This is a genomic window from Stenotrophomonas sp. YJH_SMC_33 (genome assembly GCF_059372295.1).
The window spans coordinates 1-16,744 of the sequence record NZ_JCAFVJ010000012.1; the positions used below are offsets into that span (position 1 = coordinate 1).

The 16,744-nt window shown below is 67.8% G+C and carries 16 protein-coding genes and 1 tRNA gene; 7 read left to right on the plus strand and 10 right to left on the minus strand.

What is annotated here, in order from left to right; translation table 11 throughout:
* Positions 1 to 182: 182 nt before the first annotated feature.
* The 7 genes from pth to AC5P9W_RS16310 all read right to left on the minus strand — a co-directional run bounded on the left by pth (position 183) and on the right by AC5P9W_RS16310 (position 5,932).
* The gene (pth, locus tag AC5P9W_RS16280) at positions 183 to 761 is read right to left on the minus strand and encodes an aminoacyl-tRNA hydrolase (protein ID WP_019661167.1); all 579 of its coding nucleotides are present in this window, start codon (positions 759 to 761) and stop codon (positions 183 to 185) included.
* 48 nt (positions 762 to 809) lie between these two features.
* Positions 810 to 1,427, minus strand: coding sequence for a 50S ribosomal protein L25/general stress protein Ctc (locus tag AC5P9W_RS16285; RefSeq protein WP_005415401.1), 618 nt, complete (start codon positions 1,425 to 1,427; stop codon positions 810 to 812).
* 109 nt (positions 1,428 to 1,536) lie between these two features.
* Positions 1,537 to 2,496 (minus strand): ribose-phosphate diphosphokinase, encoded by a 960-nt coding sequence (locus AC5P9W_RS16290; RefSeq protein ID WP_005415400.1) that lies wholly within the window; start codon positions 2,494 to 2,496, stop codon positions 1,537 to 1,539.
* Between the two features lie 140 nt (positions 2,497 to 2,636).
* A tRNA-Gln gene (locus AC5P9W_RS16295) sits at positions 2,637 to 2,713 on the minus strand.
* Positions 2,714 to 2,724: 11 nt separating this feature from the next.
* Entirely contained in the window at positions 2,725 to 3,594 is an 870-nt protein-coding gene (gene ispE / locus AC5P9W_RS16300; protein WP_021202247.1) for a 4-(cytidine 5'-diphospho)-2-C-methyl-D-erythritol kinase, read from the minus strand.
* A complete protein-coding gene (gene lolB / locus AC5P9W_RS16305) occupies positions 3,591 to 4,250 on the minus strand; it encodes a lipoprotein insertase outer membrane protein LolB (RefSeq protein ID WP_019661165.1) in 660 nt (219 codons plus the stop codon). The genes ispE and lolB overlap by 4 nt, the downstream gene beginning before the upstream one ends.
* On the minus strand, positions 4,247 to 5,932 hold the full coding sequence (locus tag AC5P9W_RS16310) for a tetratricopeptide repeat protein (RefSeq protein ID WP_026347150.1): 1,686 nt from the start codon (positions 5,930 to 5,932) through the stop codon (positions 4,247 to 4,249). The genes lolB and AC5P9W_RS16310 overlap by 4 nt, the downstream gene beginning before the upstream one ends.
* Positions 5,933 to 5,995: 63 nt before the next feature.
* Here AC5P9W_RS16310 and hemA point away from each other — a divergent pair, with 63 nt between their 5' ends.
* The 4 genes from hemA to ppk2 all read left to right on the plus strand — a co-directional run bounded on the left by hemA (position 5,996) and on the right by ppk2 (position 10,906).
* Entirely contained in the window at positions 5,996 to 7,279 is a 1,284-nt protein-coding gene (gene hemA / locus AC5P9W_RS16315) for a glutamyl-tRNA reductase (RefSeq protein ID WP_021202249.1), read from the plus strand.
* Positions 7,257 to 8,339, plus strand: coding sequence for a peptide chain release factor 1 (gene prfA, locus AC5P9W_RS16320; RefSeq protein ID WP_019661162.1), 1,083 nt, complete (start codon positions 7,257 to 7,259; stop codon positions 8,337 to 8,339). Before hemA ends, prfA begins: the two co-directional genes overlap by 23 nt.
* A 5-nt stretch (positions 8,340 to 8,344) precedes the next feature.
* Entirely contained in the window at positions 8,345 to 10,048 is a 1,704-nt protein-coding gene (locus tag AC5P9W_RS16325) for an O-linked N-acetylglucosamine transferase, SPINDLY family protein (protein ID WP_019661161.1), read from the plus strand.
* Positions 10,049 to 10,123: 75 nt separating this feature from the next.
* The gene (gene ppk2, locus AC5P9W_RS16330; protein ID WP_111099048.1) at positions 10,124 to 10,906 is read left to right on the plus strand and encodes a polyphosphate kinase 2; all 783 of its coding nucleotides are present in this window, start codon (positions 10,124 to 10,126) and stop codon (positions 10,904 to 10,906) included.
* A 529-nt stretch (positions 10,907 to 11,435) separates the two neighbouring features.
* Here the strand turns inward: ppk2 and AC5P9W_RS16335 are convergent.
* Positions 11,436 to 12,005 (minus strand): TlpA family protein disulfide reductase, encoded by a 570-nt coding sequence (locus tag AC5P9W_RS16335; protein WP_457894968.1) that lies wholly within the window; start codon positions 12,003 to 12,005, stop codon positions 11,436 to 11,438.
* Positions 12,002 to 13,276 carry a YihY family inner membrane protein gene (locus AC5P9W_RS16340; protein ID WP_495219359.1) on the minus strand — a complete coding sequence of 425 codons (1,275 nt, stop codon included), beginning with the start codon at positions 13,274 to 13,276 and terminating at the stop codon, positions 12,002 to 12,004. The genes AC5P9W_RS16335 and AC5P9W_RS16340 overlap by 4 nt, the downstream gene beginning before the upstream one ends.
* Positions 13,277 to 13,353: 77 nt before the next feature.
* Between AC5P9W_RS16340 and wrbA the strand changes: the two genes are divergently transcribed.
* From wrbA to AC5P9W_RS16355, 3 genes are all read left to right on the plus strand, one after another.
* The gene (gene wrbA, locus AC5P9W_RS16345) at positions 13,354 to 13,947 is read left to right on the plus strand and encodes an NAD(P)H:quinone oxidoreductase (protein ID WP_227854367.1); all 594 of its coding nucleotides are present in this window, start codon (positions 13,354 to 13,356) and stop codon (positions 13,945 to 13,947) included.
* Positions 13,944 to 14,279, plus strand: a complete 336-nt coding sequence (locus tag AC5P9W_RS16350) for a DUF2069 domain-containing protein (protein WP_019661155.1) — start codon at positions 13,944 to 13,946, stop codon at positions 14,277 to 14,279. Before wrbA ends, AC5P9W_RS16350 begins: the two co-directional genes overlap by 4 nt.
* Positions 14,280 to 14,358: 79 nt before the next feature.
* Positions 14,359 to 14,844: an asparaginase domain-containing protein gene (locus AC5P9W_RS16355; RefSeq protein WP_010481766.1), complete on the plus strand. Its 486-nt coding sequence runs from the start codon at positions 14,359 to 14,361 to the stop codon at positions 14,842 to 14,844.
* Positions 14,845 to 14,963: 119 nt separating this feature from the next.
* Here AC5P9W_RS16355 and AC5P9W_RS16360 read toward each other — a convergent pair whose 3' ends face one another.
* A complete protein-coding gene (locus AC5P9W_RS16360) occupies positions 14,964 to 16,706 on the minus strand; it encodes a S8 family peptidase (protein ID WP_021203210.1) in 1,743 nt (580 codons plus the stop codon).
* Positions 16,707 to 16,744: the final 38 nt, after the last annotated feature.

Genomic DNA, 16,744 nt, shown 5'->3' on the forward strand with positions numbered 1-16,744 from the left:
ACGGTCGGTACCTACCGGCCTGGTTGACTCCGTACCGACCAACGGTCGGTACCTACCGGCCTGGTTGACTCCGTACCGACCAACGGTCGGTACCTACCGGCCTGGTTGACTCCGTACCGACCAACGGTCGGTACCTACCGGTCTGGTTGACTCCGTACCGGCCAACGGTCGGTACCTACCGGTTATTTCGGGGTGTGCAGGCGCTTCATCGCTTCGTTGAAATCGCCCTGCACCGCCAGCGGCAGCACGTCGATCGCATCGTCGATGGCGCGCGCGATCAGCACGTCATCGTCCTTCGACGGGCGGCCGAGCACCCAACCCACCACGCGGTCCTTGTGGCCGGGGTGGCCAATGCCCACGCGCAGGCGATGGAACTTGCCATGGCCGAGCAGGCGGATGGTGTCGCGCAGACCGTTCTGACCGCCGTGGCCACCGTCGAACTTCAGCCGTGCCGCGCCGGGCGGCAGGTCCAGTTCGTCGTGGGCCAGCAGGGTTTCCTCCGGCTCGATCTTCCAGAACCGCTGCGCGGCGGTGACCGACTTGCCGCTGAGGTTCATGAAGGTGGCGGGCTTGAGGAGCCACACCGTCTGCCCGGCGATCTCGACCTTGGCGGTCTCACCGAACAGCTTGCTGTCCACATTCCATCGCGCACCGGCTTTCTCCGCCAGGGCCTCAACGAAATGAAACCCGGCATTGTGCCGGGTCCGGGCGTGTTCCGATCCGGGGTTGCCCAGACCGACGATCAGTCGCAGTCCTGCCATGGTTCCTTCCAGTACGGTGCCTGCCCGCAGGCAGGCACCGTAGCGGTATTACTCGGCGGCAGCCGCTTCTTCGTCGGCCGCGTCGGCCTTGCCGGCCTTGGCGGTGACGATGGCGTCGTCGTGGTCCTTGCCCAGCGCCAGGGCCGGGATTTCCACGCCCTTCGGCAGCTTGATGTCGGACAGGTACACCACGTCACCGGCCTTCAGCTCGCCCAGGTCGACTTCGATCGACTCCGGCAGGTCCTTCGGCAGGCAGGTGATGGTCACTTCCTTCAGTTCGTGGGTGACCACGACGTCGGCAGCCTTGCCGGCCGGCGAGGTGTCTTCGTTGACGAAGTGCAGCGGGACCGAAGCGGTCAGGGCTTCGTTCTCGTTCACGCGCTGGAAGTCCAGGTGCATGATCAGCTGCTTGTACGGGTGGCGCTGCATGTCACGCAGCAGGACCTTCTGCACCTGGCCATCCAGGTTCAGGTCCAGGATCGAGGCATAGAACCACTCGTTCTGCTGGGCCAGCCAGATTTCGTTGTGGTCCAGGCTGATGGCGACCGGCTCGGCGTTGCCGCCGTACACGATGGCCGGGATCACACCGGCGTGACGCAGGCGGCGGCTCGCACCCTTACGCTGCAGTTCACGCTTGGTGACCTTGATTTCATGGGTCTTCGACATTTTCGACTACTCAGGTTGTTGCCGCGCCCTGCGGCGTGGCGGTTGAAGATGCTTCCGCGACCAGAAGCACCCGGGGCATGCCCCCGCCGTTGCCGGCAGGGGCGAAAACTCAGTCGACGTACAGCGAGCTGACCGACTCACCGAAGGCGATGCGGCGCATCGTTTCAGCCAGCATTTCCGCCACGCTCAGCTGGCGGATCTTGCTGCACACCCGCGCCGCGTCCTTCAGCGGGATGGTGTCGGTCACCACCAGCTCGTCGAGCTGGGAATTGGTGATGTTGTCCACCGCCGGGCCCGACAGCACCGCGTGGGTGCAGTAGGCGGCGACCTTGAGCGCACCGCGCGCCTTCAGGGCAGCAGCAGCGGCGCACAGGGTGCCGGCGGTGTCGACGATGTCATCGACCATCACGCAGGTCTTGCCTTCGACGTCACCGATGATGTTCATCACGGTGGAGACGTTGGCGCGCGGGCGGCGCTTGTCGATGATCGCCAGGTCGGCGTCATCCAGGCGCTTGGCCACCGCACGGGCACGGACCACGCCGCCCACGTCCGGCGACACAACGATCAGGTTCTCGGTGCCGTAGGCGCGCCAGATGTCGGCCAGCAGCAGCGGGGACGCATACACGTTGTCCACCGGAATATCGAAGAAGCCCTGGATCTGGTCGGCGTGCAGGTCGACGGTCAGCACGCGATCAGCGCCTGCGGTGCTGAACATCTTGGCCGCAAGCTTGGCGGTGATCGGCACGCGCGAGGAGCGCATGCGGCGATCCTGGCGCGAGTAGCCGAAATACGGCACCACGGCGGTGACACTGGCCACCGATGCGCGCTTGAGCGCGTCGATCAGCACCAGCAGCTCCATCAGGTTTTCCGCGCTCGGCGCGCAGGTCGGCTGGATCACGAACACGTCCTGCTTGCGGACGTTCTCTTCGATCTCCACCTGCACTTCGCCATCGGAGAAGTGCGAGACCAGCGCCTTGCCCGGGCGAACCCCCAGTTCCTTGCAGATGTTCTGCGCCAGACGTTTGTTGGCGTTGCCGGAAAAGACCAGCAGGTTCGGGGACTCTTGCATCATGATTGTCTCGGGCGGGGACGAGTGGCGGGGATCCGGAGTCGGCAAGGACCCCGATGGACCCTTGCTGCTGACAACACCGCGGTTGTTTCCACGTCCCGCGCGGGCGATGCGCTGGAAGGCGCGGACACAGCCGCTATTGGCAGGGGCGGTAGGATTCGAACCTACGAATGCCAGGATCAAAACCTGGTGCCTTGGGCCTCTTGGCGACGCCCCTGCAGTGATAAATCAGTGTTGCTCGAGTGCATCCAGCAGTGGCGAACGCGCTACGCCCGCTGCCACCCTTGCCCGCAACTCCTTCGGCAACTTCGACCGTCCCTGCTCTGCGGCAGACTGCGATGCGAACTCGACGAAACAACCACTTCCCGAACCGGTCAGCCGCGCCGTGCCGATGTCGCTCAACGCGGCGAACGCTGCCTCGACGGCAGGCTCACGGCGGCGCAGCACCGGTTCGAACGCGTTCCCGACCAAGGTCCCGGAAGCGAAGTCCTCTATTTTCGCCACTGGGCTGTCGCGCGTCAAATCCGGGTCTGCAAACAGTGCTGGCGTAGGAACATGAACGCCCGGTTCGACCAGCACGTACCAGGCCGGGGCCAGGGTGATCGGCTGCAGGCGCTCGCCCACGCCTTCGGCCCAGGCGTTGCGCCCGCGCACGAATACCGGCACATCTGCGCCCAGGCGCAGGCCCAGCGCCGCCAAAGCCTCTTCATCCAGACCCGCCCGCCACAGCCGGTTCAGCACCACCAGCGCCGTGGCCGCGTCGGACGACCCCCCGCCAAACCCACCCCCAGCGGGAACGTGCTTTTCGACGATGATGTCTGCACCTTGCTCGACCTTTGCCGCTTCCTGGAGCAGGCGCGCGGCACGCACCGCCAGATCATCCGCCTCGGCAACGCCGGCCAAACCCTCGCCCTCACGGCGCACCTGGCCGTCTTCACGCAGGCGCAGGCCAATGCGATCGCCCCAGTCCAGCAGGCGGAACACGGTCTGCAGCTCGTGGTAGCCGTCGGCGCGGCGGCCGGTGATGTGCAGGAACAGGTTCAGCTTGGCCGGGGCCGGCCACCAGGACCAGCCCGCGTCATCGTGCCCGGCACTCATGGGGCGCCCTGCCCCCACTGGTCCACCAGCAGGCGCACCTTGGCGTCGCCATTGCTGGCCTCGATCCGGCGCGGCAGCGCCGGGCGTCCGGCCTCGGCCGGGTACCAGTCCAGATACTGCACCTGCCAGCCCATCTGCTGCATGCGACGCGGCCGGCCGTCAGCGTCGCGCTCGACCTTCTCCGGACCGGCAGCATCGCCGGCCACCAGGCCACGGATCCACTGCGGCAGCTGGTTGACCGGTATGTCCCACCCGGTCGCTTCCAGCAGCAGCTGCTGGGCGTCCTCGCCGTCACGCGGCCCGCCGGCCAGTCCTTCCAGGCGGCCGGCTTCGGAATGGGTATCGCCGGCCAGCTTCCAGCTCTGCCGGGTCACCGGCGCGCTCAGCTCGACCACATAGCGGCGTCCTTCCTGCTTCCAGTCGATGCGTCCGCTGCCGCCGTCCTTGCCCTTGCTGACCGCGACCCGGCCCTGGAAAGCCCAGTCCGGCTGTGCCTGCAGCGCGGCCACGCGCGCCGCCTCGGCCTGCGCCGCTTCGGCTGAAACAACCTCGACCACCGCCGGCGCCGGGGTCTTCTGCGTGCCCACGCTGGTACAGGCGGTCACCGCCAGGGTCACGGCCGCCAACAGCAGCGGCCGGATCAGGGAAACACTCATGGATTGAATTTCTCGCGGGCGCGCAGCAGCGCGCGGTTTTCAGGATCGAGCTTGGCCGCTTCTTCGAAGAAGTGGCGGGCCTCGTCATGCTTGCCCAGCACCCAGAGCACTTCGCCAACGTGGGAAGCGATCTCCGGGTCCTTGGCCAGGGTCCAGGCCCGGCGCAGCTGCACCAGTGCTTCTTCCTTGCGACCCAGGCGATACAGCACCCAGCCATAGCTGTCGACGATGGCGGCGTTGTCCGGTTCGGCCACGCGGGCGCGGTCGATCAGCTCCAGCGCTTCCTGCAGGCGGCCGGTACGGTCGGCCAGGGTGTAGCCCAAGGCATTCAGGGCCGGCACGTTTTCCGGGTCGGTCACCAGGATCTTGCGCAGGTCGGCCTCGGCGCGCGGGATATCGTCGCGGCGCTCCCAGGCGAGTGCACGGGCGTACAGCAGGCCGTTGTCATCCGGGTAGGCGGCCAGGCCGCGGGCCAATGCATCCAGTTCGCCGGCACTGTCATCGCCACGCTGGCGCAGTTCAGCCTCCAGCAGATAGGCGTCGCGACGCACATCGTCATCGACCACCGCATCGGACTGGATCGCGTGCACTTCATCCAGGGCCTGCGGCAGGCGCCCGGCCAGGGCCTGGGCATTGGCCGCGCGCAGGCGTGCTTCGCTCAGCTCATCGCCGCCGGGCACGCTGTGGTACCACTGCACCGCCTCCGGATAGCGCTTCAGGTACTCGGCGATCTTGCCCAGCAGCAGGCGCTGCGCCGGGTCCGGCTTGGCCGCCTGCCGCGACAGTTCGTTGTAGAGATTGGACAGCGCTGCCTTGTCGCCCTGCTTGGCCAGCAGCGAGGCGCGCATGCCCCAGGTCTGCACGTCCTGCGGGCCGAACGCCAGCACGCGCTCGGCCGCAGCAGGCTGCCCCAGGCTGTCGTAGGCGATGGCCACCGCATTGCGCAGTTCCGGGTCCTGGCGCGTCTTCGGCTCCACATCGTGCAGCAGCGACAGCGCCTTGTCGGTCTCGCCCGCTTGTTGCAACTGGCTGGCGCGCAGCAGTGCCACACGTGGCTCTTCCGGGAAGCGCTTGACCACCTCATCGATCATCCGCCGCGCCAGCTCGGGCTTTTCCATGCGCAGCGCGAGTCGGCCAAACTCCTGCCAGGCCTCGATCTTCGGCGGAATTGCATTGGCATCGACCAGCTCGCCGAGCACCTGCGCCGGCACCGCCGGGTCGCGCCCACCGCCGATCAGCGCGGCCAGGGCGAACTTCCAGCCGCGCTCGTCGGGGTCGGCCAGCAGCGCCTGAAGTTCAGTGCGGGCGGCCTTCACATCGCCCTGGCGCATGGCCAGCGCACCGGCGGCGCTGCGCAGGGTCAACGAGCTTGGCGCGCGCTGCTGCCACAGGGCCAGGCCCTTGGCGGCGCTGGCGTCATCGTTGGCGAGCATGGAAATGCGGGTCGCGCGCTCGGCCAGGCCGGCGTCGCCGTCGGTCTGCTGGGCCGCCTGCAGGTACCAGCGCGCCGCCTCGGCCAGCTTGCCGGCCTGCAGCGCGAACTCACCGGCCATCACCGGTTCCAGCGCCAGTTCCTCAGTGGCCGGGGCCCTTACAGGGGCCTTGGCCGGCACCGCCGCCAGGGCCTGGCTGCAGGCCAGGGACAGCAGCAGAACACTGGGGATGCGAATCAATGCGGGCATCGTCGGCATCGGGGCCTTAAAATGTCGTCCAATGGCCAGCAGCTTATCGCAAGCAACTGAACAATGACCCTGTGGGTGCTCGGACTGAATCACCAGACCGCACCGGTGGAACTGCGCGAGCGCGCGGCCTTCGCCGGTGAGGCGTTGCCGCGCGCGCTCGGTTCGCTGCGCGATACCCCGCAGATTGCCGAGGCGGTGCTGCTGTCCACCTGCAACCGCACCGAACTGTACGCCGTGGCCGAGTCGGCACAGGCGCTGGACCAGTGGCTGCGCAGCCAGGCCGGCGACCTGCAGGGCTATCTGTACCAGCATGCCGATGCCGAGGCTGTGCGCCACCTGTTCCGGGTCGCCACCGGGCTGGACTCGATGGTGCTGGGCGAACCGCAGATCCTCGGCCAGGTGAAGGACGCCTGGTCGACCGCGCGCGACCATGGCCTGCTCGGCCAGCGCCTGGACCGCCTGTTCCAGCAGACCTTCTCGGTGGCCAAGCGTGCGCGGACCGATACCCAGATCGGCACCAACCCGGTGTCGGTGGCCTCGGCGGCCGTGCGCCTGGCACAGAACGCGTTCGCCCGGCTGGACGATTCCACCGTGCTGCTGGTCGGTGCCGGCGAGACCATCGAACTGGCTGCACGGCACCTGAGTGAAGGCAAGGTGCGGCGGCTGCTGATCGCCAACCGCACCCTGGCCCACGCGCAGGAACTGGCCAGCCGCCATGGCGGCGTGGCCCTGCCGCTGACCGAACTGGACCGCCACCTGGGCGAGGCCGACGTGGTGTTCTCGGCCACCGCCGCGCGCGAGCCGGTGATCCATCGCGAGATGGTGGCCAAGGCCCTGCGCGCGCGCCGGCACAAGCCGATGCTGCTGTTCGACCTGGCCGTGCCGCGCGACATCGAAGCCGAGGTCGGCACGCTCAACGACGCCTTCCTCTACACCGTCGATGACCTGGAACGCGCGGTGGAAGACAACCGTCGTGGCCGCCGCGAGGCCGCTGCCGAGGCCGAGGCGATCATCGACCTGCAGGTATCGCGCTTCATCGAGACCCAGCAGGCCAGCGCCCACCAGGCACCACTGCGGCAGCTGCGCGCGTTCGGCGAAGCCACCCGTGCCGAGCTGCTGGAGCGCGCGCGCCAGCAGCTGGCCAACGGCAAGCCCGCCGACGAAGTGCTGGAACTGCTGGCCCACGGCCTGACCAACCGCCTGCTGCACCCGCCGACCGCCGCACTGCGCGCCGCCGCGCTGAGTGGCGATGCCGACCTGACCCGCGCCGCCGAGCGCCTGTTCCCGGCCACGCCGGGTTACCGCCACCCACCCGTGAGACCCGATGACGCCGACCCTGCGCCGTAAGCTGGAAGCGCTGGCCGAGCGCCGCGAAGAACTGGAACGCCTGCTCGCCGAACCCGATGTGGTCGCCGACAACACCCGTTTCCGCGACCTTTCGCGCGAATTCGCCCAACTTGAACCGGTTGCCACTGCACTGGCCGATGAAGCCCGTGCCAAGGCCGACCTGGCCGCCGCCGAAGGCATGCGCGCCGATCCCGATCTGCGCGAGCTGGCCGACGAGGAGATCGCCGCCGCGCAGGCGCGCCTGCAGGCGCTGGAGCAGGAGCTCGCATTGCTGCTGGTGCCACGCGACCCGCGCGACGAAGGCAACCTGTTCCTGGAAGTGCGCGCCGGCACTGGCGGCGACGAAGCCGCGATCTTCGCTGGCGACCTGTTCCGCATGTACGCCCGCTATGCCGAGCGCCAGGGCTGGAAGGTCGAGATCGAATCGGACAGCCCGGGCGAGCACGGCGGCTACAAGGAGGTGGTGGCACGCGTGGTCGGCCGGGGAGCGTTCTCGCGGCTGAAGTTCGAATCGGGCACGCACCGCGTGCAGCGCGTGCCGGCCACCGAATCGCAGGGCCGCATCCACACCTCGGCGGCCACCGTGGCAATCATTCCGGAGGCCGACGAAGTCGATGACATCGTCATCAACCCCGCCGACCTGAAGGTGGATACGTTCCGCTCGTCCGGCGCCGGTGGCCAGCACGTCAACAAGACCGAGTCGGCGATCCGCATCACCCACCTGCCGACCGGCGTAGTGGTGGAATGCCAGACCGAACGCAGCCAGCACGCCAATCGCGACAAGGCGATGAAGCGCCTGAAGGCGCAGCTGCTCGATGCCGAACGCCAGCGCCAGGACGCGGCGCAGGCCGAATCGCGGCGCCTGCAGGTCGGCAGCGGCGACCGCAGCCAGCGCATCCGCACCTACAACTTCCCGCAGGGCCGGATCACCGACCACCGCGTGGAAGGCCTGACCCTGTACGACCTGCCCAACATCCTGGCCGGCGACCTCGACCCGCTGCTGCAGCGACTCAGCCACGAACACCAGGTCGACGCCCTGGCGCAGTTGTCGGCGGACTGATCACGATGACGGCCTGGCAGCAGCGACAGCACCTGCAGCAGGCGATCGCGCGCCAGCCCGGCGACTTCGTGGCCTGGGTGATGCTGGCCGACCTGGAACTGGAAGCCGGCGACATCGCTGCCGGCGAGCAGGCCGCACGACGCGCACTGCAACTGCGCCCCAACCACCCCGAAGCGCTGGCGCGGCTGGGCCGCGTGGCCTGGATGGCCGGCGCACATGGCGATGCAGCGAAGCTGCTGGGCCAGGCTTCGGCACTGGCCCCACAGCACCCGGGCATCGCGTTGTGGCTGGGCCATGCGCTGGAAGATGCCGATGATGCCGAAGGGGCGGCGACGGCCTATCGCCGCGCGCATGCGCTGATGCCGGGCGAACCCTATATCGCCGCCCAGCGCCTGGCCTGGCAGCGTCGCCTGTGCGACTGGCAGGACGTGGACGCACTGGCCACACAAGTGCGTGGCGCACTGGCCAGCGGCCAAGGTGTGGTCGAACCGTTCGCGTTCCTCAGCGAGGATGCCACCGCAGCCGAACAGCTGGCCTGCGCGCGCGCGCGCGCTGCGGTGATTGCTTCGGGAGTGCGTCCCCTTCCCGCCACGAAGGTGCGCGGGCGCGGCCCCTTGCGGGTCGGCTTCCTGTCCAATGGCTTTGGCGCCCATCCCACCGGGCTGCTGACCGTGGCCCTGTTCGAGCAGTTGCGTCATGACCCGGCAGTGCAACTGCATCTGTTCGCGTTGAATCGTGATGACGGCAGCCGCATCCGCCAGCGGCTGCAGGCAGCGGCACAGCTGCATGATGTGGCTGGCCTGCGACATGCCGATACCGCCGCACGCATCCGCGCACAGGGCATCGACCTGCTGTTCGACCTGCGCGGATGGGGCGGCGGCGGCACGCCGGAGGTACTGGCGATGCGCCCTGCCCCGCTGCAGTTGAACTGGCTGGCTTACCCCGGCACGTCCGGGGCGCCGTGGATGGATGCCGTGATCGGCGACAGCTTCGTTTTGCCAGTTTCACTGGAGCCGCACTACAGCGAACGGGTGCTGCGCCTGCCGCGTGCCTTCCAGCCCTCGGACAACACCCGCATGCTGGAGCCGGCACCGTCCCGCGCCGAGTGCGGGTTGCCCGGAAACGGCGTCGTGTTCTGCTGCTTCAACAACAGCTACAAGCTCAACCCGCGCAGCATGGGCCGCGCCTTCGCGGTGCTGCAGGCGGTGCCCGGCAGCGTGCTGTGGCTGCTGTCCGGCCCCGGCCATGCCGACGCCCGCCTGCGCAGCGCCGCACAGGCCGCTGGCCTGGACCCAACGCGGCTGGTGTTCATGGCCAAACTGCCGCATCCGCAGTATCTGGCCCGCTATCAGCTGGCCGACCTGTTCCTCGACACGCATCCGTACAACGCCCACACCACCGCGTCCGACGCGCTGTGGGCCGGCTGCCCGGTGCTGACCTGCCCCGGCGACACGTTCGCCGCGCGCGTGGCCGGCAGCCTCAACCACCATCTGGGGCTGGCGCGGATGAATGTCGCCGACGATGCGGCGTTCATCACCACCGCCAGCGCGCTGGGCAATGACCCGGCGGCGCTGGCCGCGTTGCGCGCTGAACTGGCACAGGCGCGCGAGCGCAGCGGGCTGTTCGACATGGGCGGGTTTGCCCGCGATCTGTCAGCGTTGGTGCAGCAACTGGCACGTGAGAACGGCTGGACGGGCGCAGCAGGGTAAGCGCGACCAGGTAGCGTCGACATCGCCTGGGCAGCCCCTGCGCTACGCTCGGGCTTCCTCCCCGTGGGTGTGACGATGGCCAAGCTCAAGCGCAAGGACTACGACGAACTGCTGCTGCCTTTGCAGCTGGAACTGACCGCCATGGCGCGCTGGGTGCAGCACAGCGGGCAACGCCTGCTGGTGCTGTTTGAAGGGCGCGACACGGCGGGCAAGGGCGGCGCGATCCAGGCCATCAGCCAGCACCTCAACCCGCGCCAGTGCCGCGTGGTGGCACTGCCCAAGCCCACCGACCGCGAAGCCACGCAGTGGTACTTCCAGCGCTACGCCTCGCACTTGCCCGCCGCCGGCGAGATCGTGCTGATGGACCGCAGCTGGTACAACCGCGCAGGCGTCGAACGGGTCATGGGCTACTGCAGCGAGACCGAGTACCAGCAGTTCCTGCGCCAGGCGCCGGTGTTCGAACAGCTGCTGGTGGATGACGGCATCCTGCTGTTCAAGTACTGGCTGTGCGTGGACCAGGAGCAGCAGGAGAAGCGCTTCGCCGAGCGCCACCTCGATCCGCTGAAGGGCTGGAAGCTGTCCCCGGTGGACCTGAAGTCGCGCAGCAAGTACAGCGCCTATACCGAAGCCCGCGAGGCGATGCTGCGCGCGACGCATCGCGAGGCGGCGCCGTGGACGCTGGTGGATTTCAACGACCAGCGGCTGGGCCGGCTGACGCTGGTACGCAACCTGCTGGACCGGTTGCCCGATACGCGGGTGGATGCACCGTTGCCCGAGCTGCCGAAGCTGAAGGGCAAGCTGCATCGCGAGCACTACGATGTGCTGAAGCCGATCGAGAACTTCCCGGTCGAGGATTAGGGTGGGTCGGGAGGGCCTGCGGCCCTGCACCTGCTACGAACCAAGGCAACAGCAACAGCCGAAGCAGAAGCGGGTTTCCTGTGGGTAGGCAGGGTGGGTCCGCTTGCGGGGGACGCCGTAAATACGTCCATGTAGGCTCGGTCGCCGCATCCATGCGGCTCACGCCCCCGCAAGCGGACCCACCCCGCCTTCGACAGATCTCTACGATCTGTCGGAATAGCGCCTGGGGTCAGATCCGTTTTCCGCAGGAAAACGGATCTGACCCCGAATTGATTCGAGATCTGAAAGAGATTCATCCACGCATGGCGTGGATCTACCAGATCGCAGAAATCTGTCAGAGGCGGGGCGGTGTCGGAGTGCGGGGTGTCAGCCGCATGGATGCGGCTGCCAAGCCTACATGGACGTACTTGCGGCGTCCCCGCACTCCGACACCGCCCCGCCACAACACGGAAATCGCACTTTGGCAGTTGCTGTTGCCGTTGCTTGAAAGTTTCGGCGGGTGCAGGGCGCAGCCCTGCCGATACCCAACCTACTTGGCAGCAGCGATCTGCTTTTCGATGTCGGCGGCCGTCACCGGGCCAAGGAACGTGTGCGCCAGCTTGCCCTGCGGATCCAGCAGGTGCGTCAACGGCAAGCCGCGTGGCGTGGCGAAGTCCGCCGGCGGATCGAACGGGTCCACGATCACGATCGGATAGGTCACCGGATGCTTGGTCAGGAACGACTGCATCTCCGGCACCTCGATGTCTTCATAGGCCAGGCCGACCACTTCGATGTTGCTGCGCATCGCATGCAGCGCCGACAGCTCGGGCATCTCCTTGCGGCACGGGGCACACCAGGTCGCCCAGAAGTTCACCACCACCCACTTGCCGCGATGCGCGGCCAGGTCGTAGTCGCTGCCGTCCACCGCCTTCATCTTCAGCGTCGGGAACTCGGCGGTGATACGTTCGGCCGGGGTCTCCTCCACCGCTGCGGGGGTGGCCGGGGTCGGTGCCTGTGCCGGTGGCTGGCTGCTGGCGGGGGTGGGCTCCTGGGCCGGCTTGCAGGCCGACAGCGCCAGCAACAGTGCCAGCGGCAGCAGCAACGGGGTCTTGCGGGTCATGGCATGTCTCCGGAATCGGTGTAGATATCGCTGACCTTGCGCTTCAGGCGTTCACGCAAGGGCAGTCGCAGATCGTCCAGCGCCGCCAATGCGGCACGTCCCAGGCTGTCATCACGATACGGCAGGTGCTGCTCGGCCACCGGGATGCGCAGCTGGGTGCATTCGTAAAGATCGGCCAGGCTGACCTGGTCCAGATCGCGCGACAGCAGCCACTCGCCGCGCTCATCGCGGCGCAGCAGGTCGATGTCCTGCAGATTGCAGATCAGGTCCTGCAGCAGTGAATCGGTCAGCATCGGCTCCAGCCGCAGGATCTCGTCATCGGCCAGGCCCTTGCCCTTCGCCCGTGCATGCTGGAAGCGGCCGAGCAGGCGAAGCAGTCCATAGAACTCATACCCCTGCGGCAGGCGCAGTTCCACCGGCTGGTAGCGGAAGGCCGCCATCGACGAAGACAATGATGCGCCCAGCAGCACCGCCACCCAGCACAGGTAGATCCACAGCAGCAGGACCGGCACGAAGGCCACCGTGCCATACAGCTTCTGGTAGGACTGGAAGCTGCCCAGATAGGCCCCGATGCCCCACTTCACCAGCTCCAGGATCACCGCCGCCAGAATCGCGCCGGGTATCGCGTGCCGCCACTTCACGGTGTGGTGCGGCACCACCCGGAACATCAGCGTGATGCAGACGAACTCGATCAGGATCGGCGCCAGCCGCAGGGCCAGTTCGGCCAGCCAACGGCCCTCCTGGGTACCGAACAACGGCAACGCGAACACCCGCGCCGACACCGCCAGCGACGCAGCGGCGAGCATCGCGCCCAGGGTCAGCACGGTCCAGTAGACCAGGAAGCGGGTCAGCTTGGGCCGGGTGGAGCCAACCCGCCAGATCTGGTTGAAGGTCTCTTCCACGCTGTTGAGGGTGATCAGCAGCGATACCACCAGCGCGATGAAGCCGGCGGCGGTGAGCTGGCCGGCGCTGGCCGAGAACTGCCGCAGGTACCCCTCGGCCGCGCGCGCGGCGTTGGGCACGAAGTTGGAGAAGACGTAGTCGCTGAGCTGGTCGCTCCAGCGGTCGAAAACGGGGAAGGCCGAGAGCACGCCGAACACCACGATGGCCAGCGGCACCAGCGCGAACACCGTGGTATAGGCCAGCGCCGCCGCTGCCTGGAACAGGCGGTCGTCGAGGAAGCGATGCCACAGGAAGCGGCCGAAACTGATGGCCCGTGCGCGATCCCGCGCGCGCTCCATCCACAGGTTGAGCGTATCCAAAGGTTCCATCGGCGAAAGGGTACCCGATGCGGAATGCTGGCAGGATAGCCATACTGGTGGCCATACGACGAGGAGAAGCGGGCACGATGGGCGAGATTCTGGTGCTGTACTACAGCCGGGGCGGTTCGGTGGCACGGCTGGCGCGCCAGATCGCGCGGGGCGTCGGCGAAGTCCCTGGCATGAGCGCGCGCCTGCGCACGGTGCCGCCGGTGGCCGCAGTGACCCAGACCGCGCAGCCGCCGGTGCCCGACGATGGCGCCCCCTACGTGAGCATGCAGGACCTGGCCGAATGCCAGGGCCTGCTGCTCGGCAGCCCGACCCGCTTCGGCAACATGGCCGCGCCGGTGAAGCATTTCCTCGACGGGCTCGGCGCCGAATGGGTCAACGGCACCCTGTCGGGCAAGCCGGCCGGGGTGTTCACCTCGACTGCTTCGATGCATGGCGGCCAGGAATCGACCCTGCTGTCGATGCAGGTACCACTGCTGCACCATGGCTGCGTGATCGTCGGCATCCCGTTCACCGAGCCGGCGCTGAGCCACACCACCAGTGGCGGCACGCCGTATGGCGCCAGCCACGTGGCCGGTGCCGCCGACGACCCGCAGCCGACCGACGATGAAGCCGTGCTTGCGCGCGCGCTTGGCCGCCGGGTGGCCGACATCGCGCAGCGGTTGGCCCGATGAGCACCGGGCAGCGCACGGTCCTGCTGCTGGCCCTGATGGGGCTGGCTGCGCTGTTCGCCGGCTGGTTCATCAATGACAAGCACTGGCTGGCCACCCAGCTGGTGTTTACCGCACCACCGCTCGCGCTGGCCATTGCGCTGCGCCTGGGCTGGCGCAGGACGGGTTTCTGGGCCTCGGTGCTGGCCCTGGGCTGGTTCAGCCACGGCGTGATGAGCGCCTGGAGCCACCCGCAGACGCGCTGGCTGGCGCTGATCGAAATCACACTGGCCCTGCTGGTGATCTTCAGCGCCAGCCTGCCAGGGCTGCGCGCCCGCTTCGGCAAGCGACGCTGACGCTGCGCCCGCCGGGCCGTATCATCTGTGCTCCCGGCCCCGCGCCGCTGCACCTGTCCTGGTTTCGCGCATGCACATGATGGAAGAGCTCCTGGTCGTCACCACCGGTGGCACGATCGACAAGATCTACTTCGACGACAAGTCGGACTACCAGATCGGCGATCCGCAGATCGGCATGATCCTGCGCGAGCTGGGCGTGACGTTCCGCTTCAACGTGATTCCGATCCTGCGCAAGGATTCGCTGCACATCAACGATGAGGACCGCGAGCTGATCCGCGCCACCATCGCCGCGCAGCCGACCCGGCACGTGCTGGTGACCCACGGCACCGACTCGATGGTGCAGACCGGCAAGGTGCTGGCGACGATCCCGGACAAGACCATCGTGATGACCGGTGCACTGAGCCCGGCACGCTTCCGCGGCTCGGATGCGGAGTTCAACATCGGCTGTGCGATCGGTGCGGTGCAGTCGCTGCCGAGCGGCGTGTACATCGCCATGAACGGCCGCATTTTCGACCCGCAGCACGTGCGCAAGAACGTGGCCGCGAACCGCTTCGAATCGGTCTGAGGAACAGCGTGCCGACCAAGGTCGGCACCCACCATGGCGCGGCGGCACGTACCACCGCCGGCCCCATGCAAGAACGCCCCGGCCTGGGCCGGGGCGTGCCCATGGAGAGGGACTTGGGCTCAGTACTGGGCGTTGAGGGTCACGCCCGAGAAAGTGCTGTACGCCTTCACCCGCACATACCAGGTACCGGCGGCCGGACTGTTCACCGTGCAGGTCTCGCTGTTGCCGCTCAGGTACGGACGGCAGGTGTACACCGTGTCGGTCGGCGCGCTGCCCTGGCGGATGTAGAGGTCGGCGTCACCGGTGCCGCCGCTGATCGCCACGCGCAGCTGGCTGCTGCCGGCCGGGACATTGACGGTGTAGCTGAGCGATGAACCACTGCTGGCCGACAGTCCGGTGACCGGCACATTGTTCTGCAGGACGTTGCCGCCCGGATTCGGAGTGCCGCCCCCGTTGATGGCCGCGGACACCGCGGCGTTGGCGTCGATGATGCCGGCACCGCAGCCACCCGAGCATGACCCCGGCAGCGGGCGTGCGGTGCTCTTGATGATGCTCTCGACCTGCGCCGGGCTAAGCGGGCTTGGCGCGACCGATTGCATCAGCGCAACCACGCCGGCCACATGCGGCGCCGCCATCGAGGTGCCGTTGTACGACGCGTAGCTGGCGCTGCCCGGCGTGGTGGTGCCGGTGTTGAGCGTGGACAGGATGCTCTGGCCCGGTGCCGAGATGTCGATGCCGGTGCCGTAGTTGGAGAAGCTGGCACGCGCACCGGCCGAGGTTGTGGCCGCCACGGCAATCACGTTCGGGCAGTTGGCCGGCACCGACGAGGACACGTTGGTGTTGCTGTTGCCGGCGGCGACCACCACGGTGGTGCCACGGCCGACAGCGCCATTGATCGCATTCTGGTAGGTGGTGGAGCAACTGCCGCCACCACCCAGCGAGAGGTTGATGACTTCAGCCGGGTTGGCATTGGCCGGCACGCCACTGACGGTGCCGCCGGAGGCCCATACGATCGCGTCGGCGATGTCGGAGGTGTAACCGCCGCACTTGCCGAGCACGCGCACCGGCACAACCTTGGCGTTGAACGCGGTACCGGCCACGCCGGTGCTGTTGTTGGTCACTGCCGCCACGGTGCCGGCGACGTGGGTACCGTGCCAGCTGGAGTTGGAGGCCGGGATGCCCGAGCCGCACTCGTTGGCGCCGTACCAGTCGCCTTCATCGTTCGGGTTGTTGTCGCGACCGCCACCATCGCGCGCCATCGCGGCGTCGCTGATGAAGTCGTAGCCGGGCAGGATGTTGCCGTTGAGATCGGGGTGGTTGGTGATGCCGGTGTCGATCACCGCCACGACCACGCCGGTGCCGGTCGACTTGTCCCAGGCCGGCTGCACGTTGATCGACGCATTGGAGGTACCGAAGCCCCACTGTTCGCTGAAGCGGGTGTCGTTCGGGGTCAGCGTCGCGCGCATGATCTGGTCGACTTCGACGTACTCCACGTTCGGATCGGCGGCCAGCTTGCGCATCAGCAGCTCGGATTCAGCCTGGTCGAGCGGGCGATCGGTCCTGACCAGGGTCGGGCCGACGGCCAGCTTGCGGACCTGCTGCAGGCCCAGTGCGCGGCCCTGGCTGCTGGCCAGGCCGGCGGCGGCATTCTTCAGTGAAGAGGCCAGTGCGGTGGTGTTGGCCACCGGCGCGCTGCCGTCGCGGTACTTCACGATGAAACGCTGGTGGGTCGGCGCGGACTGCAGGCCGCTGAGCTGGACATCGCCGGCCAGCGCAGGCGTGGCCAGCAGCAGCGATGACAGAACGGACGCACCAAGGACCACCCACACTCGACGCACACGCGGTTGCGTTACCTGGGACATCGTATTTCCCTTTCTTGTGGTGTGAATGCCGGAATCGG

Excerpts from the sequence above, each read along its gene's own strand:
- AC5P9W_RS16290 (WP_005415400.1), bottom strand. The coding sequence starts at position 2,496 with ATGCAAGAGTCCCCGAACCTGCTGGTCTTTTCCGGCAACGCCAACAAA.
- AC5P9W_RS16310 (WP_026347150.1), bottom strand. The coding sequence starts at position 5,932 with ATGCCCGCATTGATTCGCATCCCCAGTGTTCTGCTGCTGTCCCTGGCC.
- AC5P9W_RS16350 (WP_019661155.1), top strand. The coding sequence starts at position 13,944 with ATGAGCACCGGGCAGCGCACGGTCCTGCTGCTGGCCCTGATGGGGCTG.
- ppk2 (WP_111099048.1), top strand. The coding sequence starts at position 10,124 with ATGGCCAAGCTCAAGCGCAAGGACTACGACGAACTGCTGCTGCCTTTG.
- AC5P9W_RS16335 (WP_457894968.1), bottom strand. The coding sequence starts at position 12,005 with ATGACCCGCAAGACCCCGTTGCTGCTGCCGCTGGCACTGTTGCTGGCG.
- AC5P9W_RS16360 (WP_021203210.1), bottom strand. The coding sequence starts at position 16,706 with ATGTCCCAGGTAACGCAACCGCGTGTGCGTCGAGTGTGGGTGGTCCTT.
- lolB (WP_019661165.1), bottom strand. The coding sequence starts at position 4,250 with ATGAGTGTTTCCCTGATCCGGCCGCTGCTGTTGGCGGCCGTGACCCTG.
- AC5P9W_RS16285 (WP_005415401.1), bottom strand. The coding sequence starts at position 1,427 with ATGTCGAAGACCCATGAAATCAAGGTCACCAAGCGTGAACTGCAGCGT.
- AC5P9W_RS16340 (WP_495219359.1), bottom strand. The coding sequence starts at position 13,276 with ATGGAACCTTTGGATACGCTCAACCTGTGGATGGAGCGCGCGCGGGAT.
- hemA (WP_021202249.1), top strand. The coding sequence starts at position 5,996 with ATGACCCTGTGGGTGCTCGGACTGAATCACCAGACCGCACCGGTGGAA.
- pth (WP_019661167.1), bottom strand. The coding sequence starts at position 761 with ATGGCAGGACTGCGACTGATCGTCGGTCTGGGCAACCCCGGATCGGAA.
- wrbA (WP_227854367.1), top strand. The coding sequence starts at position 13,354 with ATGGGCGAGATTCTGGTGCTGTACTACAGCCGGGGCGGTTCGGTGGCA.
- ispE (WP_021202247.1), bottom strand. The coding sequence starts at position 3,594 with ATGAGTGCCGGGCACGATGACGCGGGCTGGTCCTGGTGGCCGGCCCCG.
- AC5P9W_RS16355 (WP_010481766.1), top strand. The coding sequence starts at position 14,359 with ATGGAAGAGCTCCTGGTCGTCACCACCGGTGGCACGATCGACAAGATC.
- AC5P9W_RS16325 (WP_019661161.1), top strand. The coding sequence starts at position 8,345 with ATGACGGCCTGGCAGCAGCGACAGCACCTGCAGCAGGCGATCGCGCGC.
- prfA (WP_019661162.1), top strand. The coding sequence starts at position 7,257 with ATGACGCCGACCCTGCGCCGTAAGCTGGAAGCGCTGGCCGAGCGCCGC.